This window comes from Hydrogenophaga sp. GW456-12-10-14-TSB4 (genome assembly GCF_059424305.1).
Genome location: NZ_JBWKZH010000002.1, coordinates 183,982 through 208,787, shown reverse-complemented (window position 1 = coordinate 208,787; position 24,806 = coordinate 183,982). Strand labels below are relative to the sequence as shown.

The window sequence follows — 24,806 nt, the reverse complement described above, 5'->3', positions numbered from 1 at the left end:
TAAACTCGCCAACCATGAGCACCACTCCCCCTCCATCGGCCGCAGTGGCGCGGCCGAGCGTGATCCAGCTCTCGATCAAGGAAAAGGCGGCCCTGTATGCCGCCTACATCCCCTTGTTCGCGGACGGCGGCATATTCATTCCGTCGTCGCGCGAATACCGGCTGGGTGACGACGTGTACGTGCTGCTCAGCCTGCCCGACGATCCGCAGCGCTACCCGGTCGCGGGCAAGGTGGCCTGGGTCACGCCGGCCAAGGCCCAGGGCGCGCGCACGCAGGGCGTGGGCATCCGGTTTCCGGCGGACGAGAAGTCGCGCCAGCTCAAGCTCAAGATCGAGGAGATCCTGGGTTCCAGCCTCGGTTCCGACCGGGCCACCCAGACACTCTGAGGTCCCGATTCCCCGTCGGCCGATGCGGCGCACAATGCGGTGTGCCCATCGGCTTTTTCACGCCGGCCTTCTTTTCCCATGTTCACCGACTCCCACTGCCATCTCAGCTTCCCCGAGCTGCGGGCCCAGTTGCCCGACATCCTTGAGGCCATGTCTCAAGCCCAGGTCGACCGCGCCCTGTGCATCTGCACCACGCTGGAAGAATTTGAAGACGTCTACAGCTTGGCCCGCGATCACGACCACCTCTGGTCCACCGTGGGCGTGCATCCCGACAGCGACGAGGTGCAGGAACCCACGCTGGAAGACCTTCTCGAGCGCGCGGCGCGGCCGCGCGTGGTGGGCATCGGCGAGACCGGACTCGATTACTACCGCCTGGGCGAGCGCACGGTGGCCGACATGGAGTGGCAGCGCGAGCGCTTCCGCGTCCACATCCGCGCCGCTCGACAAACCTCATTGCCCCTGGTGATCCACACGCGCAGCTCGTCCGACGACACCGTGGCCATCCTGCGCGAGGAGGGCGGCTTCGCGTCCGACAGCCGTGCGGGGCAGGGGCCCGCCAAGGGCGTCTTCCACTGCTTCACCGAAAGCATGGCCGTGGCCCGTGCCGCGCTGGACCTCGGTTTCTTCATCTCGTTTTCCGGCATCCTGACGTTTCGCAACGCGGCCGATCTGCGCGAAGTGGCGGCGTATGTGCCGCTGGACCGCACCCTCATCGAGACCGACAGCCCGTACCTGGCGCCCGTGCCATACCGCGGCAAGACGAACACGCCGGCGTATGTGCCCTTCGTGGCCCGGCAGGTCGCCGAACTCAAGGGGCTCAGTGTGGAGGCGGTGGCAGAGGCGACCAGCCGCAATTTCGAGCAGCTGTTCGATCAGGTGGTCACCACTTGAAAAACTTCATCCGAAACATGAAATATATAAAAAAGTCCATTGTTTTTAAATGGATTATTTCCTTTGCTGCTCTTGGGATGGGAGCGGTCTGGGCAAGCTCGTTCGACGACTTTTTCATCGCCATCAAGAAGGACGATGCTGCCGCCGTGAGGCAACTGGCGCAGCGGGGTTTCGACCTGAACACCCGCAATCCCGAAGGCGAGCATGCGCTGTACCTGGCGATTCGCGACGACGCGCCGCAGGTGGCCAGCTTTCTGCTCAGCCAGAAGCCGGTGGATGTGGAAGCCCGCACCAGCAAGGACGAGAGCCCTCTGATGATCGCGGCGATCAAAGGCAAGCTGGACCTGGCCAGGCGCCTGATTGAGCGAAAAGCCGAGGTCAACAAGACGGGCTGGACACCCCTGCACTATGCCGCCAGCCATGCGGGTGATGACAGCACCGCCATGGTGCGCCTGCTGCTCGAGCACCACGCCTACATCGACGCCGAGTCGCCCAACAAGACCACCCCGCTCATGATGGCGGCCCACTACGGCAGCGCGGCCGTGGTCAAGCTGTTGCTGGAAGAGGGGGCGGACCCGCTGCTCAAGAACGAGCAGGGCCTGAATGCGATTGATTTTGCCCGGAAGGCCAATCGGCAGGCTTCCGCCGATATCATTGCGGGCTTTGTGCGCGCCCAGCAACCCAAAGGTAAGTGGTGAAGCCGCGTCAGCGGTTCGCAGACTTCTGGCTCAAGAGGCCCGAAGTAGGTGTAACCCACATGCGCCAAATGGCGCAGCCGCATCAAAATCGCCCCCGACACCCACAAATTGAGGAGATGCCGTGAAATTGGCAAGCCAAAAGGACTTTTTTTCTGGACTCATGTTCACGATCGTTGGCATCACGTTTGCCATCGGCGCGACCAACTTCACGGTAGGCAGCGCGGCCCGCATGGGCCCCGGCTACTTCCCCCTGTTGCTGGGCATTGTGCTCGCGATTCTTGGCGTTCTGGTGACACTCCAGTCGTTCAAGAGCAAGGCCACCGATGGTGACCCCATCGGCAAAGCCGCCTGGCGCCCCCTGGGCTTCATCATCGGTGCCAACCTGGTGTTCGGCATGCTGCTGGTCGGCCTCCCTTCGGTGGGCTTCCCGGCCTTCGGCCTGATCGTCGCGATCTACGCGCTGGTCATCGTTGCTGGCTACGCGCGCCCCGGCTCCAGCCTCAAGGAGTCGGTGATCCTCGCCACCATCCTGGCGGCGGGCAGCTACTTCGCCTTCGTCTACGCACTGAATCTGCAGTTCCCGGTGTGGCCTGCTTTCCTGACCGCCTGATCCGGAGACTCTTTTCATGGAACTCATTGACCACTTGACGCTGGGCTTCGGCGTCGCCTTCACTTTCCAGAACATCCTGTACGCGCTGGTGGGGTGTCTGCTGGGCACCCTCATCGGCGTGCTGCCCGGCATCGGCCCGGTTGCCACCATCGCCATGCTGCTGCCTGCCACCTACGGCCTGCCGCCGGTGGCCGCGCTGATCATGCTGGCCGGTATCTACTATGGCGCGCAGTACGGCGGCTCCACCACCGCCATCCTGGTCAACCTCCCGGGCGAATCGTCGTCGGTGGTGACCGTGATCGACGGCCACCAGATGGCGAAGAAGGGTCGCGCGGGCCCCGCGCTGGCCGCTGCCGGCCTGGGCTCGTTCTTCGCGGGTTGCGTGGGTACCTTGGTGCTGGCGGCTTTCGCGCCGCCGCTGACCGAAGTGGCCTTGAGCTTCGGCCCCGCCGAGTACTTCTCGCTCATGATCGTGGGTCTGATCGGCGCCGTGGTGCTGGCTTCGGGTTCGCTCGTCAAGGCGCTGGCCATGATCGTGCTGGGCCTGCTGCTGGGCCTGGTGGGCACCGACGTGAACTCGGGCGTGGCCCGCTTCAGCTTCGACATCCCGGAACTCACCGACGGCATCAGCTTCGTCGTGATCGCCATGGGTGTGTTCGGCTACGGCGAAATCATCCACAACCTGTCGCACCCCGAAGGCGAGCGCCAGGTGTTCACCGACAAGGTGCACGGCCTGATGCCGACCAAGGAAGACTTCAAGCACATGCTGCCCGCCGTCCTGCGTGGCACGGCGCTGGGTTCGGCGCTGGGCATCCTGCCCGGCGGTGGTGCACTGCTGTCGGCCTTTGCCGCCTACACGATCGAGAAGAAGGTCAAGCTCAAGCCCGGTGAGATCCCGTTCGGCAAGGGCAACATCCGCGGCGTGGCCGGTCCCGAGTCGGCCAACAACGCCGGTGCGCAGACCTCGTTCATCCCGCTGCTCACGCTGGGCATTCCGCCCAACGCCGTGATGGCGCTGATGGTCGGTGCCATGACCATCCACAACATCCAGCCGGGCCCGCAGGTCATGACCAGCAACCCCGAACTGTTCTGGGGCCTGATCGCCTCGATGTGGATCGGCAACGCCATGCTGATCATCCTGAACCTGCCGCTGATCGGCATGTGGATCAAGCTGCTGGCCGTGCCTTACCGCTGGCTGTTCCCGGCCATCGTGCTGTTCTGCGCGATCGGCGTGTACTCGACCAACAACAACAGCTTCGACATCTGGATGGTCGCCGCCTTCGGTGTGATCGGCTACATCTTCATCAAGCTGGGCTGCGAACCCGCCCCCTTGCTGCTGGGCTTCATCCTGGGGCCGATGATGGAAGAGTACCTGCGCCGCGCCCTGCTGATCTCGCGCGGTGACTGGTCGGTCTTCGTGACCCGCCCGATCTCGGCATCGCTGTTGGCCGTGGCCGTGATGCTGCTGCTCATCGTGCTGTTGCCGTCGATCAAGAAGAAGCGCGAAGAAGCCTTCGTCGAGGATTGATGCGCTGGGCGCCTGGGGCGCCCCACGCTTTCACAAAACCCGGGCCACTGAAAAGTGGCCCGGGTTTTTTTGTGCTCGCGCGAAGGCAAAATTCCGGTGGGGATACTGCGATAGGGCAGAGAGATATCCTTTGAAAATCAACATGCTGCAGGAAAACAGATGCATCGCTGTATATACTTGGATATTGCGATTCACCACCTTCCATGAGACGCCCATGAAAACCTTCGCCACCCGATCCCTGACCTTCGTTCTGGCCGCCGGTTTCGCCATGGCCTCGCACGCGGCCGACGTCACGGTCTCGGCCGCGGCCAGCCTGACGAACGCCTTTCGCGAAATCGCGCCCTTGTTCGAGGCCGCGAATCCCGGCACCAAGGTGCAACTGAACTTTGCCGCCTCGGGCGCCTTGCTGCAGCAGATTGCCAAAGGCGCTCCGGCCGATGTCTTCGCCAGCGCCGACCAGGAAACCATGGACCAGGCGCAATCGCAGGGTCTGGTGAAGGAGGCCCAGCGGCGCAACTTTGTGTCCAACGCGCTGGTGGTCATCGTGCCCAGCGCCAGCGCCAATGTGCCGAAATCGACCAATGATCTCGCCCAGTCGACCTATGCCCGCATCGCGATCGGTCTCCCCGCGAGCGTGCCGGTGGGCCGCTACACGAAGAGCGTGCTGGAGGGTGCCAAACTCTGGGGGGCGATCGAACCCAAGATGATCGGTGCCACCAACGTGCGCCAGGCGCTGGACTACGTGGCGCGAGGGGAGGTCGATGCCGGCTTCGTCTATTCGACGGACGCCGCCATCATGCTGGACAAGGTCAAGGTCGCGTTCACCGTGCCGACCCCCAAGCCCATTCTGTACCCTGTGGCGCCGCTGCCTGCCGGCCCCAATGCCGCAGAAGGGGCGAAGTTCGTCGACTTTCTCTTCACCGCGCCGGCACAGGCCATCCTCGGCAAATACGGGTTCGGCAAGCCCTGATTCCCGGGATCGGATCGCACCGTGGCAGAAGCCTGGATACCGCTGGCCCTCACGCTCAAGGTGGCGGGTTGGGCCACGGCCATCAACCTCCTGCTGGGTGTGGGCGTGGGCTATGCACTGGCGCGGTGGCGCTTCCCCGGCCGCGAGGTGCTGGACGCCGCGCTGACGCTGCCCATGGTGATGCCACCCACGGTGCTGGGCTACTACTTGCTGGTGGTGATCGGCACCCACGGCGTGCTCGGCGCGTGGTTGCTCGAACACTTCGGCCTGCGCCTGATCTTCACGGTGCCGGCGGCGATCATCGCGGCCACCATCGTGTCCTTCCCGCTGGTGTTCAAGGCCGCGCGCGCGGCGTTTGAAACGGTGGACCCGCAACTGGAGGATGCCGCCCGAACCCTCGGCGTCAACGAGTGGGCGGTGTTTTTCCGGGTGTCATTGCCGCTGGCATGGCGCGGCATTCTCGCCGGTCTGCTGTTGTCGTTCGCCCGGGCGCTGGGCGAGTTCGGCGCCACGCTGATGGTGGCCGGGAGCATCGCGGGCAAGACACAGACCCTTTCCATCGCAGTCTACGAAGCCGTGCAGGCCGGGCAGGACCACACAGCGAACTTCCTCGTGGCGGTGACGTCGATCACCTGCATGGCAGTCCTGCTGAGCGCAGGGCGGTTGGTGCCGGGCCGCGTGGCCGCGCGGGCTTGACATGTACCGAGACACACCGCTTGCCCACGCCGTGGCATCCTCTCGCATGGACGGCGATACCGACACAGAGCATTCGACCATGACCTGGGATGTCAGGCTGCGCAAGCGCCTGCGCCAAGGGGGCTCACAGTTCGAGCTCGATGTGGACTTCCGCACCGCCGCGCAGCGCGTGGTGATCTTTGGCCCATCGGGGGCCGGCAAAACCCAGACGCTGCGCATGATCGCCGGCCTCGGCACACCGGAGGAGGCGAGGGTGGTGGTGGCAGGGCAGGTGCTTTGCGACACCGCTCAGGGCAAGGTCGCCACGCCGCAGGAAAGGCGGCTGGCCTACGTGTTCCAGGAATACGCGCTGTTTCCTCACCTGACCGTCGTCCAGAACGTGGCCTTTGCCTTGCGCCGCGGCTGGACGAACCCGAACAAGGCCGTCAGGGACGAGCGCGTGGACCGCTGGATCTCGTCGTTCCACCTCGAATCGGTGGCCGGGCACTACCCCCACCAGATTTCCGGCGGGCAGCGGCAGCGCACCGCCTTGGCCCGGGCGCTGGTCACCGACCCACGCGCCTTGTTGCTGGATGAACCCTTCGCGGCCCTGGACAAGGGGCTGCGGGAGCGCCTGAGAAACGAACTCAAGGCCCTGCAGATCGAGCTCCAGCTGCCGATGCTGCTGATCACGCATGACGACGACGACGTGAACTGTCTGGCGGAACAGGTGATCTGCATCGACGGCGGCAAGGTCGTGGAGAGGGTACGGACATGGTGACCAAGCGGCGCAAAGGTGGCGATCGACTCGATGTCCGCGGATCGATCTGGATCTCTGTGGGGGGCGACAGCCTGGGGGGCCATGGCCGCGTGGCCTTGCTGCGCGCGGTCGACAAGCACGGCTCCATCACGCAAGCGGCCAAGGCTTTCGGGATGAGCTACAAGGCCGCCTGGGACGCGATCAACCGGATGAACGAGCTTTCGCGGACGCCTTTGATCGAGCGCGCCGTCGGTGGCAAGGGCGGCGGTTCGACCCGCCTGACCGAACATGGCCGTCTGCTGATCGAGCGCTATGAAAAGGTGGATGCGATCCACCAGCGCTTTGTCGAACTCCTGGACCAGGGGGCCATGGATCTGGACCAGGAGTTTTCCATTCTGAAGGTACTGAACATGAAGACCAGCGCACGCAACCAATGGATCGGGAAAGTCACGGCGGTGCGGTCGGGCGCCGTCAACGACGAGGTCGAGGTGACCTTGCCCGGCGGGCAGCGGCTGGCCGCGATCATCACCCGCGAAAGCACGCAGACGCTGGGGCTCAAGACGGAGCTGCCGGTGGTCGTGTTGGTCAAGGCGTCGTCGGTGTTGCTGGCCACGGACCTGCAAGGCGCCAAGGTGTCGGCACGCAACCGCATCGAAGGCACGGTCCACGCCATCGCGCCGGGTGCGGTGAATGCGGAAGTCACGCTCAAGACCGAGGACGGTTTGAACGTGGTGGCCATCGTCACCCAGGGCGCGGTGAGCGAACTCGGGCTGGCCACGGGCGTGACGGTGACGGCGCTGGTAAAAGCATCGGATGTCATCCTGGCGGTGGCCAGCTGAGCGGAATCTCATCGGACGATGGGATCTCTTAAATATTCCACGATGTATATTATGTAAAGTTAAAGAGATCGCGCGACGGGAAGCACCTCTCTGGCAAAAAGCCGCATCCCTTCCATGGCGCAAGCGTTGTCCAGCAAGCCATTGGCATTGAACACACAGCGCAGGTTGTCGATCCGGGTGCGTTGATGGAGTGCGGCCATCTGCGCATGGCACTGCTCGGGGTCTCCCCAGACGAATTGCGCCTGCAACGCCCGCGCGGTGTCGATGGGCGGCACCTCGCTGGCTTTCACGCCCCGTTGGCCGGCAAAGTACACGCGGCGCTCGTACAAGCGAGGCCAGAGCTGTTCAAGTTGTTCCCTGGCCTCGGCGTTGGTCCTGGCGATGCAGACGTACCGCGCCAAGGAAGACCGTGCACGCAAACCGGGTGCCGCATCGCCTGCGATCGCGTCGAGATGGGCCAGCTGGCGCGCCTCGGGGGGCTCCAGGCTGAGCAGCAACGGCAGATCGCGCTGAATGGCAAAGCCGATGCTCTCCGGGGTCGATCCGGCGATGTACAGCGGCGGATGGGGTCCGCTTTGCAAGACTTTGCACGCCTGCTCGAACAGGAACCGCGTCTCGTCGGGTGCGATCCGCAGTGCGCCCAGCGTGGCGGCATCGGTGCCCCGACCCAGCCCGACATCGATTCGTCCACCACTCTGAAACGCCAGCTGTTGCAGCTCTTCGGCCAGCAACTGCGGCCGATGCAAGGGCAAGACCAGCACGGCGGTGCCGACACGCAGCCGCTCGGTCCTGGCCAGCAAGGCCGCGGCCAACAGCAATGGCGACGGATAAGGCCAATCCGGCGAAGCCAGGCGGAATTCGCTGAACCACACGCCGTCGAAGCCCAATTGGTCGGCGGTCTCGAACAGCGCAAAGAACGCCCTCGGATCGCCGCGCGTGGCCTCCCGGGTCCAACCGGCCAGGTCAATGCGCATCCGTGACACCCTCTGGCGGGATGCTTGCGCGCAAGACCTGCTTCTCTGGTGTCACCGCATACGCCAGCTCCGGCACGGGCCGGCCCTGCAGCAGGTGCCCCGAGATGATGCGGTCCACGCCGGCCTCATCGACCCCGCCGTACCAGGTGCCTTCGGGAAACACCTGCACCACGGGGGCAAGGTTGCACGGACCGAGGCAACTCGTGCGAGCGCTCATCATGCCGTCGCCGGTGGTGCGCAGATCCAGCCGTTTCTGTTCGTTGCGTAGATGACCCCAGACCAGTGCAGCGCCCGCGTGATTGCACGGCCCGCCCTGGCAGACGAGCACGCGCCGCTTCTGCGGTGGAATCACCGAACCCGCTGTCGCGATGGCACCCTGCCCCGCCGCGATCGCGCTGGCCGGGCCCTCGAGCAGCGCCTGCAGCAGAACCGCCACCGCGGCGGACTGGCTCGGCGCCTGGGCGATCGACACACCTGGCAGGGCGCGCCCTCCTCTCGCCCCTCGCTCACGTTGCCAGCGTTGCACGGCACCGGTGATCCAGGTCTTGAACCCGGGCTCCATGGGCACCATGCACGGCACGATGAGAATTTCCGTCACGGATGCCGAATCGCTCAATCCTTCCAGCACCTCACGCAGGCTTGGACTGCCCTGTTCGCTGAACGCGTGCACGACCTTGTCGAAACAGGTGTTCGTCAGGGCGTGCTGGGCGAGCTCTTCCATTTCGCGGCCGGCTGCGCCGGTGATCGATGCCTTGGCCAGCAGGATGGCCACGCGCTGTGGTTGGGAGGTGGTGTTCATGGCGTGGTCGGAATCACGTAGGTCAGGCCGGCGTCGGTGCCGACGCGTGCACCGACATCGAACAGCGCCTCGATGTTGGCGGGGGTGAGCACGTCGGTGGATGGCCCCGCCTCCAGCAGCCGGCCACCCCGCAGCATCAGGAGCCGGTCGCAAAAACGCGCGGCCAGGGCGAGGTCGTGGATCGCGATGACCGCCCCCACGCCGCCGTGGTCGGCCAGGTCGCGGACCGTCTGCAAGGTCGTCAGCTGGTGCCGCAGATCCAGGTCGCTGGTGGGTTCGTCGAGCAGCAGCAGGCGGCCTTGCTGGGTCAGGGCCCGGGCCATCAGCACCCGTTGGCGCTCTCCCCCACTGAGGTCGCTGAAGTGCCGCAAGGTCAGCGGCTCCAGCGCCAGGCGCTCGATGGCGGCCAAGGCAATGCGCTGGTCTTCGGCCGGTGAGGTGCGGCCCCGGTGCGGCAAGCGACCCAGCATCACCATGTCCAGCACACGCAGCGACATGGTCGGGCCGGTGTGCTGCGGCACGTAAGCCACGGTGCGGGCGAGTTCGGCTCGGGTGTAGGCCGCCAATGGCCGCCCTTGCAGCGCCAGCCGGCCGTCGGTCAGTGGGCGCAACCCGGCCAGGCACTTGAGCAGCGAACTCTTGCCCGAACCGTTGGGACCGATGAGACCCAGCACCTCGCCGACGGCCAGCGAGAAACCGATGCCCTGCAGAACCTCCGGCGTTCCACGGCGGCCATAGCGGCTGCGAAGACTCTCGGCCAGGACCAGGGGCGTGGTGCTCATGAGGCCATCTCGTTGCGCCGCGTCAGCAGCAGGTGCAGGAAGAGCGGCACACCGACGAAGGCCACCACGATGCCCACCGGCACGACCACGGGAGCGAACAGCAGGCGCCCCGCCATGTCGGCGAGCAGCACCAGCAAGGCGCCCACGAGGGCGGCGAACGGCAACAGGGCCCGGTGGTCGCCGCCGATCAGCAGGCGCGCAATGTGGGGTGCCACCAGACCCACGAAGCCGATCACACCGGTGAAGCTGACGATGGCCGCGCTCGACAACACCGCGGCCAGCGTGACCGCGATGCGCGTGCGCGCCACCGCGACGCCCAGCGACGCCGCCACATCGTCGCCACCCGCGCTGAATGCATTGAGCGCGCCCGCATGCACCAGCAGCACCGGCGCGCACAGCAGCCACACCCCACCGGCCACCATCACTTCGTGCCAGCTGCGGCCATTGAGCGAGCCGAAGGTCCAGTGCACGATGGCGGCCAGCTGCTGCTCGCTGGCAAAGAACTGCAGCGTGGCGGTGAGCGCGCCGAAGAGATAGGTGAAGGCCACGCCGGCCAACACCAGCACGATGGCATTGACACCGCGCAGCGCCGCCAGCCCGAGCACGCCCACCGCACAGACTAGGGCGGCAAAGAAGGCCATGCCCACCGTCCAGTAGGCACCTGTGCCAGGCAGTGTGTTCCAGCCCAGCAAGATGGCGATGGACGCGCCAAACGCGGCCGCGGGCGAAATGCCGAGGGTGTACGGGCTGACCAGCGGATTTCGGGTGATGCCCTGCATGGCGACACCGGCCATGGCCAGGCCCGCACCGCAGACCAGCGCCATCACCGTGCGCGGCAGGCGCAGTTGCAGCAGCACTTCGCGCGCGGGGCCTGGATTCGACAAGGCGTCGAGCCCGGGCAGCAGGGACAGCAGTTCGGTCAGCACCGACCGGGCCGATTGCGCCTGCACGCCCAGGCTCAGCGATGCCAGGGCCGCGCCCAGAAGCGCCAGCGCGGCCAGCAGTGCAACGCGCCAGCGGCTGGCGCGCAGAACCGCGATGTCCCGCTGCAGCGCCGACACGTTCACGGCCGCACTCCCTTCAGGGAATAGGCATAGCCGCGTTGCGGTGGCACGCCCTGGAAGTCGTGCAGCCAGGTGCCCATCACCGATTCAGGGTCGATGCCCTGCATGCGCTGCGGGTGCAGCCACTGCGCGATCTGCAGCGCCCCGGTGATCTTGGAGCAGCCCGAAGCCATGTAGTAGCTCAGGTGGTACACCTGCCCTTCGCGAACCGCGGACGATGCCTGCAGGCCGGGGCGGGCTGCGAGCTGGTTCAACAGCTCGACCGAGAAGGCGCGCGGGTGCGGCAGGTACTGGCCGGGTTGCAGCTTGACAATGGCTTCGGGCCGGCGCGCGAGCACCTCTTCCGGATCCACCTCGAAGTTCTGCACGTTGCCGCGCGCGGACGTGCCCCCGGGCAGCTGGATGTCGCCGAACACGTTCTGCCCACCCCCGGCCTCGATCATGTCGTGCCACCCGGAACCCTGGAGCGCGGTCTTGTAGTCACCGACCTCCTCGAAATACACGCGCCGGGGCTCGGCCCCCTGCAGCCGGGTGCGCAGCGCATCGCGCCAGTGGCGGTAAAAGGCGTTGAGGCGCCGTGCCGGTTCGGGCCGGCCGAACAGCCGGCCCAGCAGGGCGACATTCCACTCGTGTTTGAGCAGATCCCAGCCCGTGACAACAACGACCGGAATGCCGAAAGCCTGCAACACCTGGGCCGTCTTCTTCCAGTCGCTGTTGCGCGGCATGAAGACGGCATCGGCCCGCATGCCCACGATGGCCTCGAAGTTCACCTGGGACTGGCCGCTGCCGGCCAGCATGTCCCGCGTCACGCCGGGCCAGTAGTCCGGGAACTTCCCGCCGTCGAAGTCCACGCCCACCACCGCCGGCATGGCGCCGATGGCGCGGATGAACTCGGTGGTGTACCGGTTGAAGACCACGACGCGCCTGAGCGGCAAGCTCAGCGTGACGCGGCGACCCAGGTCGTCGGTGATGGTCGTCGCGCTGCCCTGCGCCGCCACCGTCCGCGAGGGCAGCAAGGCGGCGGCGCCCGCAGCCAGCAGCAGCGACCGCCGCCCCGGTCGCAGGGATGGCTCAGAACGCATAGGTGGCGGACAGCCACACCGTGCGCGGGCGGCCGAGAATCCACTGCACCTCCGAACCCTGCGTGGCGTAGGACTTGTCAAACAGGTTGTCCACGCGCAGATCCAGCGTCAGGCCGCGCATGGCGCGCCAGTTCACGCCGGCGTTGGCGACGGTGTAGGACGGCAGCGAGGCGGTGTTGGTGTTGTTCACGAAACGCTGACCCACGTACTGCAGCGAGGTGCGGGCGGTCCATTGCGGCGCGAAGTCCCAGAAGGCCGTGACATTGGCCGCGCGCTTGGGCACGGTCATCGGCACAAGACCTGCCAGTTGCCGCGTGGCGCTGCCGACCTGAGCCTTGAAATCATCGAACTTCGGGTCCAGCACTGTGCCGTTGGCCTCGAAGCGCCAGGCACCCAGGCGGGTGGCCACGGACGCCTCGATGCCGCGCGAGGACTGCTGGCCGACCTGCTCCTGAATCGTGGGGTTGGCCAGGTTGGCGGTGAGCAGGTCCTTCTTGACCAGGTGGTAGGCCGCCAGCGTCCACTCCAGGCGACCGCCCCACAGGGCCTGCTTCAGGCCGATTTCCACTTGCCGACCCTGCGACAGGCCAAAGCCCTGCTGGTTTGCGCCGATGCTGGCCAGCGAGGTGACCGGGTCCTGCGCCGTGGCGATCTGTCCGTACAGCGCGACATCCTGCACGGGATGGAAGACCACACCCAGGCTGCCGCTGGTGCCGCTGACCTTTCCGTGGGTGATGCGATTCACCTGGCGGTCTTCGCGCTCGGTGCGGTAGCTGTCGCTGCGCAGTCCCGCCACGACGGACCAGCGCTGGTTGAGCGTCAGGCGGTTCTCCAGGAAGACGCCCACCTTGTCGAGCTTCAGGTAGTACATCGGAATGGACTCGCCCAACCACCCTTGCCGGTACTGCCCCGGCACCGGGTTGAGCGCGTCCACCACAGTGGCACCACCACGGTTGTTGTCGAAACGGTCGTAGAAGCTGCGCTCGACCTGCACTCCGGCGAGGAACTCATTCTTCATGCCGGCCACCTCCCCTTTGAAGGTGGCGTAGGTGTTGACGCCGCGCTGGGTCTGCAGTGAGTAGGAGATGTCGCGGTAGCTGGAGCGCCGCACCGTGGCGGTCGTCGGCTGGTAGGTGAACACGGTCACGTCGCGGTAGCGGCGGTTGTGCTCCATGTTGTAGAGCGTGTTGCGCACCGTGATGCCGGTCGATGGTTTCCACTCGGTGTCCAGCGTGATCCACTTGTCCTGGAAGAACAGATCGCTGTCGGCGATGTTGTAGTTCTTCGTCTCGGTGCCGGGCACGGGCGCGCCATTGAACACCGGTGTGCCCAGGTAGTGCATGGGCTTCTGGCGGCCGTGGTCGGTGGCCAGCACGAAGTTCAGGTCGGGCGAGGCATCGAAGCGCAAAGCGGCGGACACCGCCAGCGTGTCCGATTGGCCGCGGTCCACCCAGTTGTCCGAACGGCGGTGGCTCAGGTCGAAGCGGTAGGAGAACCCGCCGCCCAGCGGCCCGGTGCTGCTGAGGGCCTCGTGCAGCGAGTTGTCGGAACCGATGCCCAGGCCGATCTCGTGCGAGGACTTCGTCGGGTCCGGCCGCTTGCTGACGACGTTGACGGCACCGCCGATGGCGCCGGCGCCGTACAGCACCGATGCCGGGCCGTACAGCGCTTCGATGCGCTCCACGTTCCAGGGGTCGAAGGGAAAGCTCACCACGCCGCCGGCGTTGTTGAGCTCCAGGCCGTTGTAGAGCTGCTTGACCGAGTTGGTCCCGGTGAACCCGCGGGCGTTGAGCACGTTGCCGCCGTTGCCCGGGCTGTTGGCCGAGCTGATGCCGGGGGCCAGCGTCTTGGCCTCGATGACCGAGGTCGTGCCCAGCGCGCGGACGAGTTCACCCGGCACGATGGCGATGCTGGCGGGGGTCTCGAAAGGTGTCAGCTCCAGCCGGCTGCCGGCGGTGGAAGGCTTCACCAGCGGTGTGGCAACACCGCGCTCTTCGGTGATGGTGACGGTCGCCAGCGAGGGCGTGTCGGACGTCTGGGCCCAGGCCGTGGCGCTGGAAAGAAGACAAGGGAAGGCTGTGGCAATGGCCAGCGGAAGCGCGGCAACGCGCGCACGAGGTACGGTTTTCATGAGGAAAGCAAGTCACAAAGCAGTCCTTGCCGGCATCCCCGCCGGCGCTGGACGATAACGAGCGCGGTGGCTGCCGATGCAGCGTGCGCGCTCACCTTGTTGGCCGGTATCCGGGCTGACGGAGCTGCATGCATCGCCTTCCCAGTCGCTTGTTCAAGGCGTCCAGTGGCTGTGTGATGAATGCTGAAAGGGCGGGGCTTTCGTCCGTTTGACCGTTGCGGGGGCAGCGCAGGTTGGATGCGTCGGCGCATCGTGGCTGGGGTGGTCCAGCGCAGAATGCCTTGGCCTCTTCCTGCTTCCCGTTGAACTGCGGCATGTGAACCACGCCGCGAGCACCAACGCGCGAATTGTAAGCGGTTGATACGCGGCCATGTGGCCCTTCCTTCAGTTTGTTCTGTTTGACAAAACGATATTCTCTCAAGCAGAATAAAACATTCTCTCTCATTCATGCATCGGAAAGCCCATGAGTCCCGCAAATGGCGGACACGTCAGAGCCAACGGCATCCGCCAGCACTACCTGCACTTCCCGGGTGAAGGGCGCCCTGTGGTCATCGTGCCGGGCATCGTGAGTCCCGCCGCGCTCTGGACACACGTGGGTGAGCGGCTGGTGCCGCGTTTCGACTGCCACGTGCTGGACGTGCGAGGGCGCGGCCTCTCCGAGTCGGGCCCGCACCTGGACTATGGGTTGGATGCGTGCGCACAGGATTTGATCGCTTTCGTGGAAGCTCTCGGCCTGGCGCCGCAGCCCATCGTCATCGGTCACTCCATGGGCGCGCGCATCGCCTTGCGGGCCGCCGCACAGGCCGCCGGGCGACTGCATTCCCTGGTCCTTCTGGACCCACCCACCAGCGGCCCAGGCCGTCGCCCCTACCCCGTGCCGCTGGCACGCACGCTGGCGCTGCTGCGTGCTGCACAGCGCGGCGAAGCGGCAGCGGCATTGCGTGCGAGCACGGCAACGCCGTGGCCCGAAGCGCTGCAGCAATTGCGCGCCGAGTGGTTGTCCACCTGCGATGAGCGTGCGGTCTTCGCCGCCAACGAGGATTTCCATGGCCAGGACATGTTTGCCGACCTCGCGCAAAGCGAGCTGCCCATCTCGCTGATCTGCGCGGGCGAAGGCGGTGTGGTCGCCGACACCGACGTGGACGACATGCGCAGCCGGCGCCCCGCGCTTCACGCCGTGCGCCTCGCCGGCGTCGGCCACCAGATGCAGGCCGAGAACCCGGAGGCCTTCTGCCGCCTTCTGATTGAAACCCTGGAACGCCACGATCGCTCGTGATCACAAGGAGAGAACATTGATGTTGGATGTCGAAATGCTGGAGCTGTTCACGCGCGAGCTCACACTTTGCGCGGTCAAGCCCGGTGAAACCGTCGTGGTGCTGACGGCGGAGGATGAGTGGAAGGACCACGCCCAGGCCTTCATGGCGGCGGCGGAGGCCCTGGGTGCCCGCACCTTCAACCTCAACGTCCGGCGGGCGCAGCACAACGCGGTCGGGGTTCAAGGGCGCCATCCGCTGGTGGGCAACGCCCTGGCGATGCAAACGCTGAAGTCGGCCAGCATGGTGATCGACATGGTGGGTCTGCTGTTCTCGCGCGAGCAAGCCGAGATCCAGGCCGCGGGCGTGCGCATTCTGCGCGTGATGGAACCGTTTCACGTGCTCAAGCAGATGTTCCCCACAGAAGACCTGGCGCGTCGCGTGGAGCACGCCAAGGGCCTGCTGGAGAAGGCCACGCGCATGCGCATCACGTCGGATGCAGGCACGGATGTCACGTACCGGCTGGGCCAGTACCCCGTGATTTCGGAGTACGGCTACACCCGCGAGCCCGGCCGCTGGGACCACTTCCCTTCGGGATTCGCCTTCACGCAGGGCAACGACGGCGCGGTGGACGGCCGCGTGGTGCTGCAGCCGGGCGACATCCTGTGCGCCTTCAAGCAGTACGTGCAGTCACCGGTCACGCTGGAGATTCGCCAGGGGATGGTGGTGGACATCCAGGGCGAAGGCATGGACGCGCAACTGATCAAGAGCTACATCGACAGCTTCCATGATCCCCGCGCCTACGCCATCTCGCACATCGGCTGGGGATTGAACGAGAAAGCGCGCTGGTACCAGTTCTCGGTCACTCGCCAGCTGCCGATGGAGCATGTGATGAACGCGCTGTCCTTCTACGGCAACGTGCTGTTCTCGCTGGGTCCGAATCTCGAACTCGGCGGCACCAACGACACCGCCTGCCACCTCGATCTGCCGCTGCGCCGCTGCAACCTGTGGCTGGACGATGTTCAGATCCTGCGCGAGGGTGACGTCATCCATCCGGCGATGCGCGTCGACAGCGACAGGGCCTGACAACGCCCCGGGCGGACAGGCTCAGACGGCTGGCCGGGAGATCATGTTGATCGACTCGGCCCGGTCGAGCAGGGTCGAGTCGCCGCCCAGGCGGCGCGTCAGCTCCGATGCCGCCTTGAGCAGGGCCTGCGACATGCCGGGCACCAGGTCGATGGAAAAGCGCATGGCCGGTCCGGAAATGGCCAAGGCGCCGCGCAGGCTGCCCTGGGGCCCGAAGACGGGCGCGGCAATGGCCGCGATATCGGGCTCACGCTCACCCACGGTCGCGATCAGGGGCTGAGACGGAAACTGGGCCGGATCCACCAGCGCGCGGTCGAAGCCGGCCAGCACACGGCCCGCGGCCCCCTTGTCCAGCGGCAGCAAATCACCGGTGTGCACGTGATCGCGAACAGAGCGCGAAGAGTCCACGCGGAACAGGCACACGCGCAGCGACCCCTCTCGGGTGAAGAACGAGGCCCCCTCACCGGTTTCCTGAGCGAGCCGGCGCAGGATGGGCGGCACATGGTCGTCTAGGCGAAGCGCCGCCTGGTACAGGCCGCCCCAGTGCAGCAGCATGGAGCCGAGCTGGTAGCTGCCGTCGTCCAGCCGCACGATGCAGTGCTCCTGCACCAGCGTGGTGATCAGCCTCAGGATCGTGCTCTTGTACATCCCCGTGCGCCGCGCGAGTTCGTTCAGCGGCAGCGAGGCGTCGCCCGGTTGAAAGGCATTGAGGATGGCGAATGCGCGCTCGACAGCAGCGACACCACCTGGCTTCGGATCACTCTCTGGGTCTTTGGTCATGAACGAGCAAGGGATTGGCAAACATTCTGCTTGACATTATGCCGTGCTGCTGTACAAAATAAGGTTCTCTTCAGCAGAACGATGTTCCCTCAAACAGAATATCGAAGACTTCTTGGCCTCAACCTTTCAGGAGTTTCCGCATGTCCCCATGGAAAAAATTCGCGCTGGCCCTCTGTGGTGCTGGCCTTGCCCTCGCCGCCACGGGCGTTCAAGCCCAGGCATACCCCAGCAAGCTCATCACCATCGTGGCGCCCTACCCACCCGGCGGTGCCACCGACCTGTATGCGCGTTCGGTGGCCAACGGCCTGGCCGAGTGGGGCCAGCCCACGGTGGTCGACAACAAGGCGGGGGCGTCCGGCATGATCGGCGCGGACCATGTGTCTCGCCAGCCGGCCGACGGCCACACGCTGCTGATCGGTGCGTCGTCGATGTTCTCCGTGCTCCCCCAGCTGAACGAGCGGATGAAAGAGGTCGCACAACGCGTGGAGCCGATTTCGTTGCTGGGCCTGAACCCCTCGTATGTCGTGGTGCCCGCCACGCTGCCGGTGGACACGATCCAGGATCTGATCGCCTATCTCAAGGCCAACCCCGGCAAGTTCGGCTATGGCTCGGCCGGCAAAGGCACCTCGCAGCACGTGTTCATGGAGCTGTTCAAGCAGCGCGCCGGCGTCGACACGTTCAGCGTGCACTACAAGGGCAGCGGCCCGATGGTGGTGGACTTGATCAGCGGCCGCACCGTGATGGCCATTGAACAAGGCCCGGCGGTGCTCGGCCACATCAAGTCCGGCAAACTCAAGGCGCTGGCGGTGACCACCGCCAAGCGCGCCCAGGCCTTGCCCACCGTGCCCACCCTGGCCGAAACGGTGCTCCCCGGCTTCGAGGCGGTGACGTGGTTTGCGCTCTACGGTCCGTCCGGCATGCCCAAGAGCGTGGTCGCCAAGCTGGGGCCGCAGATCGCGAAGACCATGGCTTCGGCCGAAGTCAAGGAGCGCTTGCACGCCGTCGGCGTCGAACCGGCCTCCAGCTCGCCGGAGGAACTGACCAGGCGCCAGTCGAGCGAGACGACGATGTGGAAAGACGTGATCACGCGCGCCGACATCACGCTGGATTGATTCACGCCGCCATGCACGCCACTCTCCCTCTCGCGCTTCACGAAGAACCCCGCGCCGACTACCTGCAGAAGGTCACCGGCACGGCGATCTACGCCAGTGATGTGGAAGTGCCCGGCATGCTGCACGGGAAGATCCTGCGCAGCACCGTGCCCCATGCGCGCATCCGCCGCATCGATGTCAGCGCTGCCTTGGCGATGCCCGGCGTGGTGGCGGTGCTCACCGGTGACGATCTGAAGGACCTGCCAGGCACCGAGATCCGCTGGGGCCTCTCGCTGCGCGATCGGCCCGTGATCGCGCTGGACAAGGTCCGCTACGTGGGCGATCCGGTGGCCGCCGTGGCAGCGGTGGACGAAGGCACGGCGGAAGAAGCGCTTGACGCCATCACCGTCGACTACGACACCCTGCCCTATGCCACCACCGCCCAGGAGGCCATGGCCGAAGGCGCGGCGCTGGTTCATGACGACATGGACCGGCTCAAGGACTACTACTTCCGCGGCGAAGCAACGCCTGTGGAGGGGACGAACATCTTCCAGCAGTGGCAGTACGCCTGCGGGGATGTCGACCAGGCCTTTTCGACCGCCGCGAGGGTTTTTGAAGACACCTTCACCTTCCCCATGGTGTTCCACTACGCGATGGAGCCCCATGTGTGCGTGGCGCACTGGAAACCCGGATCGCTGGAGATCTGGAGCGGGGGCCAGACGCCCACCGCCATTCAGCGCGTGTGTTCCGAAATCCTCGGCGTGCCGCTGGCCTGCGTGCGCGTGCACTCGCCCTATGTCGGCGGCGGCTTCGGCGGCAAGGCGTCGGTGAAGATCGACCCCCTGGTGGCCGCTTTGTCGTGGAAGGCGCGCGCGCCGGTGCGCGTGTGCCTTTCCATCGCAGAGTCCATGCTGACCTGCCGGCGACTCGACGCCGAGATCGCGCTCAAGACCGCAGTCGACGGCGCGGGCCGCATCGTGGCCAAGTCGATCCGCGCCGTTCTCAACGGCGGTGCGTACGCCGACACGGGCCCGGCCATTGCCATCAAGGCGGCCATCCGCGCCATCGGGCCGTATCACATCCCGAACCTGCGGCTCGAGGCGGTCGGGGTGTACACCAACACCGTGCCCGGCGCAGCCTTCCGATCCATCGGCGGGCCGCAGGCGGTGTGGGCCACCGAATCGCAGATGGACATCATGGCCGCCGCGCTTGGTCGCGATCCGGTCGAATTCCGTCTGGCCAACATGGCCGACAAGGGCCAGACGATCAAGCCCGACCTGCGCCCGCTCGATGTCGATATGCGCAACTCGCTGCGCAAAGCCGTGGCAGCGCTGGAGCGTCTGCCCGAGCCAACGCACACGCGCCGCCGCGGTCGAGGCGTGGCGGTGGGGGTGAGCGATCCCGGCATCGTCCCGGTCGGCGGCGCCATCGTGCGCTTGCGTGCCGACGGTTCGATCAACGTGTCGGCCAACACCGTGGAGATTGGCCAGGGCAGCCGAGGCGTGCTGCGCATCATCGCCCACAAGGCCCTGGGGCAGCCGTTGCGCAGGATCGCCGTGGCCGAGCCGGACACGCTTCAGGCGCCCTACGACTGGGGCACCGGTGCCAGCCGTTCGACGGTCATCATCGGCCTGGCCGTGCAGCTGGCCTGCGAAGACATCGTGCGCCAGGTGCAGGAAACGGCAGCCCAGGTGCTGGGCGGATCACCGCAGGCGTACCAGCTGGGAGAGGGGTGCGTTGAAGGACCGGACGGGCCGGTGTCCATCCTCGACCTGCTGCGCCGCTTCAATGGCATGGCCGCCGGCGAGTTTCTGGGCGTGGGCCGCGTGAACTCGAACACCCGCAACGGCGATTTCAAGCTCGCACCGCTGTTCTGGGAAACCGGCGCAGGCGCCTGCGAGATCGAAGTCGATGAAGGCACCGGTGCCATCCGTGTGACGCGCGTGGGTGGCGCGGCCGATCTGGGGCATGTGATCAACCGGAAGGCGGCCGAGGGCCAGGATGAAGGCGCCATGGTCATGGGCCTGGGACACACGCTGTCCGAAGAGTACGTGTACGAGGACGGCCAGGTCGTCAACGGCACCCTGTTCGACTACAAGGTCCCGACGATGGAAGACGCGCCGCGGCACGTGGGCACCACGTTGATCGAAAGCGGCGACGGCCCCGGGCCGTTCGGCGCGCGCGGAGGCGGCGAAGGCGCCATCCTCCCGGTGGCCCCTGCCGTGGCCAACGCGCTCTTTCAAGGCTGGGGCGTGCGCATCAAGGAGCTGCCGCTGACGCCGGAGCGCGTGTGGCGCGCATTGCAGGCCGCCAAGGCCGAAACCAAAAACCAATGAGAGACTTGCATGGATTTCAAGATCGACGCCACCCTGCCCGCGACGGCCGCTCAACTCTGGGCCATCTTCTTTGATGTGCAGCGTGTCGCCGGGTTGATCCCCGGCTGCGAGAACGTCACCGAGGTTGAGCCGCTCAAGGAATTCTCTGCGGTGATGAAGCAGAAGATCGGCCCGTTCAAACTGGAGGTGCCCACGCGCATCGCGCTCGAATCGCACGTGCTTGAAAAGCACGTCGAGCTCAGCGCCAACGGTCGCGACAAATTCACCGGCACCACGATCGACGTGCGCATGAAGGTGGATCTGGAAGAGCTGGGTGACACGCAGCCGCGCCAATGCCGGCTCGCGGTGGACGCGCAGATGCAGGTGGCGGGCCGATTGGCCGCGCTGGGCTACCCGGTGGTGAAAAAGCGCTCGGACGAGTTGTTCGCCGAATTCGAGAAACGCCTGCGCGACGAGCTGGCGTCGTTCGGGGCCGCACCGGCACCCTCCGCGGCCCAGGCGCCTGCGGCAACCGCGAGCAAGCCTCAGGCGCGAACCGCCGTCGCACCGCGACCCGGCGCGGCACCGGTGGCGCCGACCGCAGCGACACGGCCCCGACCGCGCCGCGTCGAACTGGTGCTGGTCTGGCCCCGCGTGGGCGTGAGCGTCGGGGTCGCTTTTGCGGTGGCGCATGTCGCCCACCTGCTGGGCCAGGCGCCCTGGTGGTGGCTGGTGGCGCCGCTGCTGGGCGTTGCGGCCGGACTGGGTCAGAGGGAGGACTGATGCGCCCCGCCCGTTTTGAACTTCATCGCCCCACGAGCCTGGAGGACGCCCTGGCGTTCAAGGCCGTGTACGGCGATGAATCCACGTTTCACGCCGGCGGTACGGAGCTGCTGGTGGCGCTGAAGGCGCGCGTGCTGCACTACGACCACGTGATCGACCTCAAGCAAGTGCCGGAGCTGCGCCGCATCCACGTGCGCGAGGACGGCACGCTGGTGATCGGCGCGCTCTCCACCCACCATGCCATCGCGCGCGATCCGCTCGTGCAGCGGCTCTTGCCGGGCTATGCCGAGCTGAGCGACAACGTGGCCAACATCCGGGTCCGCGTGGCCGGCACCCTGGGCGGGGTCCTGTGCTTCGCCGAACCGCATGCCGATGCCCCCACCATGTTGTGCGCACTGGACGCGCGCATGGTGCTGGCGAGCCACGAGACGGCGCGAACCTTGCCGTCGCGTGAGTTCCACCTGGGGGAATTCACCACGGCGCGCGAAGAAAACGAAATCCTGGTGGCCATCGAAGTGCCGCCGCAGCCGCCCGGTGCGCGATCGGCCTACCGCTGCTTTGGACACACCGAGCGCCCCGCCGTGGGCGTGGCCGCCGTCTGGTCCCCCGAAGGGCCGCAACGCCTGTCGCTGTGGGCCGGCGCCATCACCGGTGTGCCCATCCCACTGCCCGAAACGGAGACCGCGGCGAACGCCCTCCCCGCCGACCTGCCGCCGACCGAGCTCTGGAATCGCCTGGCACCGGTGCTGGCCGCCGAAGCCGCGCGCATCCCAGCACACGACGATCTGCACGGCGGTGCGGACTACAAGCGCCACCTGGTCCAGGTGTTGGCCCAGCGCGCCATCGAGGCCTGCCTGACATGAACGATTCGAGTTCCCACGAATTTCCCCTCACGCGCGTGGACATGACGCTCAACGGACAGCCGACCTCGGTCGACGTCGAGCCGCGCGACATGCTGATCGATGTGTTGCGCGACCGCCTGCGCCTCAAAGGCACCAAGCGTTCCTGCGATGTGCAGGTGTGCGGCGCCTGCACCGTGCTGGTGGACGGCATGCCCGCCTCCAGCTGCACCACGCTGTGCAGCGATGTGCACGAGCGCAGTGTGACCACCATCGAAGGCGTCGCCGCCGGCGGGCGACTGGACCCTGTGCAGCGGGCCTTCATCGCCCATGGCGCACTGCAATGCGGCTTCTGCACGCCGGGAATGATCCTGGCCGTGAAATCGCTGCTCGCCGTCGACCCCCGGCCGACGGAGGACACCGTTCGACATTACCTGCGCGGCAACCTCTGCCGATGCACCGGCTACGTCAAGATCATCGAGGCCATTCTGGACCTCGCCCACCACCCAGAACGTTTTTCATCGGAGCAACAATGACAGACAAGGTACAACGAGACAAGCGCCCTCACGTGATCATCGCGGGGGCTGGTATGGGCGGGCTCACGCTTGCCGTGGCGCTGCTGAAGATGGGCATGGATGTCGACGTCTACGAACAGTCGTCGGAGCTGCGCGAGGTGGGGGCCGGTTTGTGGATCTCGGCCAACGGAGGCAGGGTGCTCGACACGCTGGGCCTGAAGAAGACGGTCGAAGCCATCAACCTCCCGCCCCAGGACCGTGTCGTGCGCTATTGGAAGACCGGCGAAGAACACTCGGTCTACAACCGCGATACCCAGTCCTCCAAGGCCGACCACACGCTGATCCAGGTGCTGCGCGCCGAGCTGCAGCGCGTGCTGTTCGAGGCCGTGATCGCTCTCAAGCCGGATGCGGTGCATTTCGGTGTGCGCACGCTGGGCGCTGACACGGTCGATGGCCGTGCGCGGCTGTTGCTCGACGGCGGAGGTTTCGTCGAGGGCGATGTGGTGGTCGGTTGCGACGGCGCGCATTCGCGCGTTCGTCAGTCCCTCTTCGGCGAGGCGCCGGCCCGCTACACCGGTGCCAATGCCTGGCGCGGACTCGCGGCGATGTCGCGGCTCAAGCCGCAACACCGCAGGCCCCTGGCCTCGACCTGGATCGGACCGACCGCGCACGTCACCACCTACCCTGTGCAGCGCAACGGCGAGCAGTTCGTGAGCTTCTCGGCCCAGGTCGACAGCGACATGTGGCAGACCGAATCGTGGTCGGAGCGCGGCGAGCTTGCCGACGCGCTCAAGGATTTCGAGGGCTGGCACCAGGACATCCTGGACCTGTTCATCGAATCGGAGAACCTGTTCCGCTGGGGTCTCTTCGTGCGCGATCCGCTGGAGGCCTGGTCCAAGGGACACGTCACGCTGGTCGGCGACGCCTGCCATTCGATGACGCCTTACCTGGGCATGGGTGTCAACGTGACCATGGAAGATGCCTACGTGCTGGCGCGCTGCCTCGCCGAGTCGTCGGATGACGTGGCGGGCGCACTGCGGCGCTACGACACCGCCCGTGTTTCGCGCGCCAACCAGACCAAGGCCAGTTCGCTCGACATGCTGCATGTGTTCCACAGCCCGGCGCTGCAAAGCATCGAGACCGCACGCCCCTACATTCAGAAGGCCTGGGCGCCTCAGGCCGTGCGCGAGCGCTACGACTGGTTGGTGTCGTACGACGCGACCACGGTGGGGATCTGAACATGACCGTTGCAGATCCTCAAGCGCGCCCTTGGGACGGGGTCATCCCTCCTGAAGAGCAAGCGATCTACCGCCAGTCTGGCTGGGGCATGCCCAGCGGCATCGGAAAACGACCGGCGCTGCTGGTGATCGATGTGCAATACCGATCCATGGGCGAGCAGCCCTTGCCGATCCAGGAGGCCATTCTCACCCTGCCCACCAGCTGCGGCGAGTACGGCTGGCGGGCGGTGCCTCACATCGCGCGGCTGGTCGAGACGTTCCGTCAACTCAACGCGCCCATCCTGTATCCCTACGTGGCGCACAAGTCAGCGCACAACCGCGGCCAGTTCGAGACCAAGGTTCCCGGTGTGATGGACGTACCGGAGCAGGCGTATGCCTTCGTCGCCGAGGTCGCACCGCGCGAAGGCGACATCACCATCCCGAAGTTCCAGGCCAGCGCTTTCCACGGCACGGCTCTCACGAGCTACCTGGTGAGCCTCGGTGTCGACACCGTCGTGGTCACCGGCTGCACCACCAGCGGCTGCGTGCGCGCCACGGTGGTGGACGCCTGCGCGCTCAATTTCAAGGTGGTCGTGCCACAGGATGCTGTTTACGACCGATCGCAAACCTCGCACGCGGTCAACCTGTTCGACATGGCGAGCAAATACGCCGACGTGACGCCCACGGACACCCTGGTCGACCTGCTGAAAAGCCAGATCGAACGGCGCGGCTGATCGG

General features: G+C 66.2%; 25 protein-coding genes and 1 riboswitch. Of the genes, 18 read left to right on the top strand and 7 right to left on the bottom strand.

The features are described 5' to 3' along the window. The first annotated feature begins 14 nt into the window (after window positions 1–14). The 9 genes from AC07ZS_RS02110 to AC07ZS_RS02070 all read left to right on the top strand — a co-directional run bounded on the left by AC07ZS_RS02110 (window position 15) and on the right by AC07ZS_RS02070 (window position 7,357). Window positions 15–386: a PilZ domain-containing protein gene (locus tag AC07ZS_RS02110; protein WP_494796980.1), complete on the top strand. Its 372-nt coding sequence runs from the start codon at window positions 15–17 to the stop codon at window positions 384–386. Between the two features lie 78 nt (window positions 387–464). Further along, window positions 465–1,277 (top strand): TatD family hydrolase, encoded by an 813-nt coding sequence (locus AC07ZS_RS02105; RefSeq protein ID WP_494796979.1) that lies wholly within the window; start codon window positions 465–467, stop codon window positions 1,275–1,277. Continuing rightward, window positions 1,274–1,975, top strand: a complete 702-nt coding sequence (locus tag AC07ZS_RS02100; RefSeq protein WP_494796978.1) for an ankyrin repeat domain-containing protein — start codon at window positions 1,274–1,276, stop codon at window positions 1,973–1,975. The genes AC07ZS_RS02105 and AC07ZS_RS02100 overlap by 4 nt, the downstream gene beginning before the upstream one ends. A gap of 121 nt (window positions 1,976–2,096) precedes the next feature. Further along, complete coding sequence (locus AC07ZS_RS02095) at window positions 2,097–2,585, top strand: tripartite tricarboxylate transporter TctB family protein (RefSeq protein ID WP_494796977.1); 489 nt, start codon at window positions 2,097–2,099, stop codon at window positions 2,583–2,585. A gap of 16 nt (window positions 2,586–2,601) precedes the next feature. Continuing rightward, complete coding sequence (locus tag AC07ZS_RS02090) at window positions 2,602–4,113, top strand: tripartite tricarboxylate transporter permease (protein ID WP_494796976.1); 1,512 nt, start codon at window positions 2,602–2,604, stop codon at window positions 4,111–4,113. A 214-nt stretch (window positions 4,114–4,327) separates the two neighbouring features. Then, window positions 4,328–5,083, top strand: coding sequence for a molybdate ABC transporter substrate-binding protein (modA, locus tag AC07ZS_RS02085; RefSeq protein WP_494796975.1), 756 nt, complete (start codon window positions 4,328–4,330; stop codon window positions 5,081–5,083). A 21-nt stretch (window positions 5,084–5,104) separates the two neighbouring features. Further along, entirely contained in the window at window positions 5,105–5,779 is a 675-nt protein-coding gene (gene modB / locus AC07ZS_RS02080) for a molybdate ABC transporter permease subunit (protein ID WP_494796974.1), read from the top strand. Between the two features lie 79 nt (window positions 5,780–5,858). Beyond that, a complete protein-coding gene (locus tag AC07ZS_RS02075; RefSeq protein ID WP_494796995.1) occupies window positions 5,859–6,539 on the top strand; it encodes an ABC transporter ATP-binding protein in 681 nt (226 codons plus the stop codon). After that, window positions 6,533–7,357: a TOBE domain-containing protein gene (locus AC07ZS_RS02070; protein ID WP_494796973.1), complete on the top strand. Its 825-nt coding sequence runs from the start codon at window positions 6,533–6,535 to the stop codon at window positions 7,355–7,357. The genes AC07ZS_RS02075 and AC07ZS_RS02070 overlap by 7 nt, the downstream gene beginning before the upstream one ends. A gap of 59 nt (window positions 7,358–7,416) precedes the next feature. On the opposite strand, the gene AC07ZS_RS02065 is transcribed toward AC07ZS_RS02070, so the two are convergent. Genes AC07ZS_RS02065 through AC07ZS_RS02040 form a run of 6 tightly spaced genes read right to left on the bottom strand, consistent with a single transcriptional unit; the run spans window position 7,417 to window position 14,189 of the window. Further along, window positions 7,417–8,331, bottom strand: a complete 915-nt coding sequence (locus AC07ZS_RS02065; RefSeq protein WP_494796972.1) for an LLM class flavin-dependent oxidoreductase — start codon at window positions 8,329–8,331, stop codon at window positions 7,417–7,419. Beyond that, on the bottom strand, window positions 8,321–9,130 hold the full coding sequence (locus tag AC07ZS_RS02060) for a (2Fe-2S) ferredoxin domain-containing protein (RefSeq protein WP_494796971.1): 810 nt from the start codon (window positions 9,128–9,130) through the stop codon (window positions 8,321–8,323). Before AC07ZS_RS02060 ends, AC07ZS_RS02065 begins: the two co-directional genes overlap by 11 nt. After that, on the bottom strand, window positions 9,127–9,912 hold the full coding sequence (locus AC07ZS_RS02055; protein ID WP_494796970.1) for an ABC transporter ATP-binding protein: 786 nt from the start codon (window positions 9,910–9,912) through the stop codon (window positions 9,127–9,129). Before AC07ZS_RS02055 ends, AC07ZS_RS02060 begins: the two co-directional genes overlap by 4 nt. Further along, entirely contained in the window at window positions 9,909–10,979 is a 1,071-nt protein-coding gene (locus tag AC07ZS_RS02050) for a FecCD family ABC transporter permease (protein WP_494796969.1), read from the bottom strand. The genes AC07ZS_RS02055 and AC07ZS_RS02050 overlap by 4 nt, the downstream gene beginning before the upstream one ends. Next, window positions 10,976–12,058 carry an ABC transporter substrate-binding protein gene (locus tag AC07ZS_RS02045; RefSeq protein ID WP_494796968.1) on the bottom strand — a complete coding sequence of 361 codons (1,083 nt, stop codon included), beginning with the start codon at window positions 12,056–12,058 and terminating at the stop codon, window positions 10,976–10,978. Before AC07ZS_RS02045 ends, AC07ZS_RS02050 begins: the two co-directional genes overlap by 4 nt. Beyond that, on the bottom strand, window positions 12,048–14,189 hold the full coding sequence (locus tag AC07ZS_RS02040; RefSeq protein WP_494796967.1) for a TonB-dependent receptor: 2,142 nt from the start codon (window positions 14,187–14,189) through the stop codon (window positions 12,048–12,050). Before AC07ZS_RS02040 ends, AC07ZS_RS02045 begins: the two co-directional genes overlap by 11 nt. An 84-nt stretch (window positions 14,190–14,273) precedes the next feature. Then, window positions 14,274–14,543, bottom strand: a riboswitch (cobalamin riboswitch). Window positions 14,544–14,652: 109 nt separating this feature from the next. Between AC07ZS_RS02040 and AC07ZS_RS02035 the strand changes: the two genes are divergently transcribed. Both AC07ZS_RS02035 and AC07ZS_RS02030 read left to right on the top strand, forming a co-directional pair. After that, window positions 14,653–15,465 (top strand): alpha/beta fold hydrolase, encoded by an 813-nt coding sequence (locus tag AC07ZS_RS02035; protein ID WP_494796966.1) that lies wholly within the window; start codon window positions 14,653–14,655, stop codon window positions 15,463–15,465. Window positions 15,466–15,484: 19 nt separating this feature from the next. Then, the gene (locus AC07ZS_RS02030) at window positions 15,485–16,528 is read left to right on the top strand and encodes a 2,5-dihydroxypyridine 5,6-dioxygenase NicX family protein (protein ID WP_494796965.1); all 1,044 of its coding nucleotides are present in this window, start codon (window positions 15,485–15,487) and stop codon (window positions 16,526–16,528) included. Window positions 16,529–16,549: 21 nt separating this feature from the next. Here AC07ZS_RS02030 and AC07ZS_RS02025 read toward each other — a convergent pair whose 3' ends face one another. After that, the gene (locus AC07ZS_RS02025) at window positions 16,550–17,308 is read right to left on the bottom strand and encodes an IclR family transcriptional regulator (RefSeq protein ID WP_494796964.1); all 759 of its coding nucleotides are present in this window, start codon (window positions 17,306–17,308) and stop codon (window positions 16,550–16,552) included. 140 nt (window positions 17,309–17,448) lie between these two features. On the opposite strand from AC07ZS_RS02025, the gene AC07ZS_RS02020 reads away from it, so the two are divergent. The 7 genes from AC07ZS_RS02020 (at window position 17,449) to AC07ZS_RS01990 (ending at window position 24,802) form a co-directional block, all read left to right on the top strand. Then, window positions 17,449–18,420: a Bug family tripartite tricarboxylate transporter substrate binding protein gene (locus AC07ZS_RS02020; protein ID WP_494796963.1), complete on the top strand. Its 972-nt coding sequence runs from the start codon at window positions 17,449–17,451 to the stop codon at window positions 18,418–18,420. Window positions 18,421–18,431: 11 nt separating this feature from the next. After that, window positions 18,432–20,735, top strand: coding sequence for a xanthine dehydrogenase family protein molybdopterin-binding subunit (locus tag AC07ZS_RS02015; RefSeq protein ID WP_494796962.1), 2,304 nt, complete (start codon window positions 18,432–18,434; stop codon window positions 20,733–20,735). Between the two features lie 9 nt (window positions 20,736–20,744). Continuing rightward, on the top strand, window positions 20,745–21,497 hold the full coding sequence (locus tag AC07ZS_RS02010; RefSeq protein ID WP_494796961.1) for an SRPBCC family protein: 753 nt from the start codon (window positions 20,745–20,747) through the stop codon (window positions 21,495–21,497). Then, window positions 21,497–22,360, top strand: a complete 864-nt coding sequence (locus tag AC07ZS_RS02005) for an FAD binding domain-containing protein (RefSeq protein ID WP_494796960.1) — start codon at window positions 21,497–21,499, stop codon at window positions 22,358–22,360. The genes AC07ZS_RS02010 and AC07ZS_RS02005 overlap by 1 nt, the downstream gene beginning before the upstream one ends. Then, window positions 22,357–22,872 carry a (2Fe-2S)-binding protein gene (locus tag AC07ZS_RS02000; protein WP_494796959.1) on the top strand — a complete coding sequence of 172 codons (516 nt, stop codon included), beginning with the start codon at window positions 22,357–22,359 and terminating at the stop codon, window positions 22,870–22,872. Before AC07ZS_RS02005 ends, AC07ZS_RS02000 begins: the two co-directional genes overlap by 4 nt. Next, window positions 22,869–24,089, top strand: coding sequence for an FAD-dependent oxidoreductase (locus AC07ZS_RS01995; protein WP_494796958.1), 1,221 nt, complete (start codon window positions 22,869–22,871; stop codon window positions 24,087–24,089). The genes AC07ZS_RS02000 and AC07ZS_RS01995 overlap by 4 nt, the downstream gene beginning before the upstream one ends. Before the next feature lie 89 nt (window positions 24,090–24,178). After that, complete coding sequence (locus AC07ZS_RS01990; protein ID WP_494796957.1) at window positions 24,179–24,802, top strand: isochorismatase family protein; 624 nt, start codon at window positions 24,179–24,181, stop codon at window positions 24,800–24,802. Window positions 24,803–24,806: the final 4 nt, after the last annotated feature.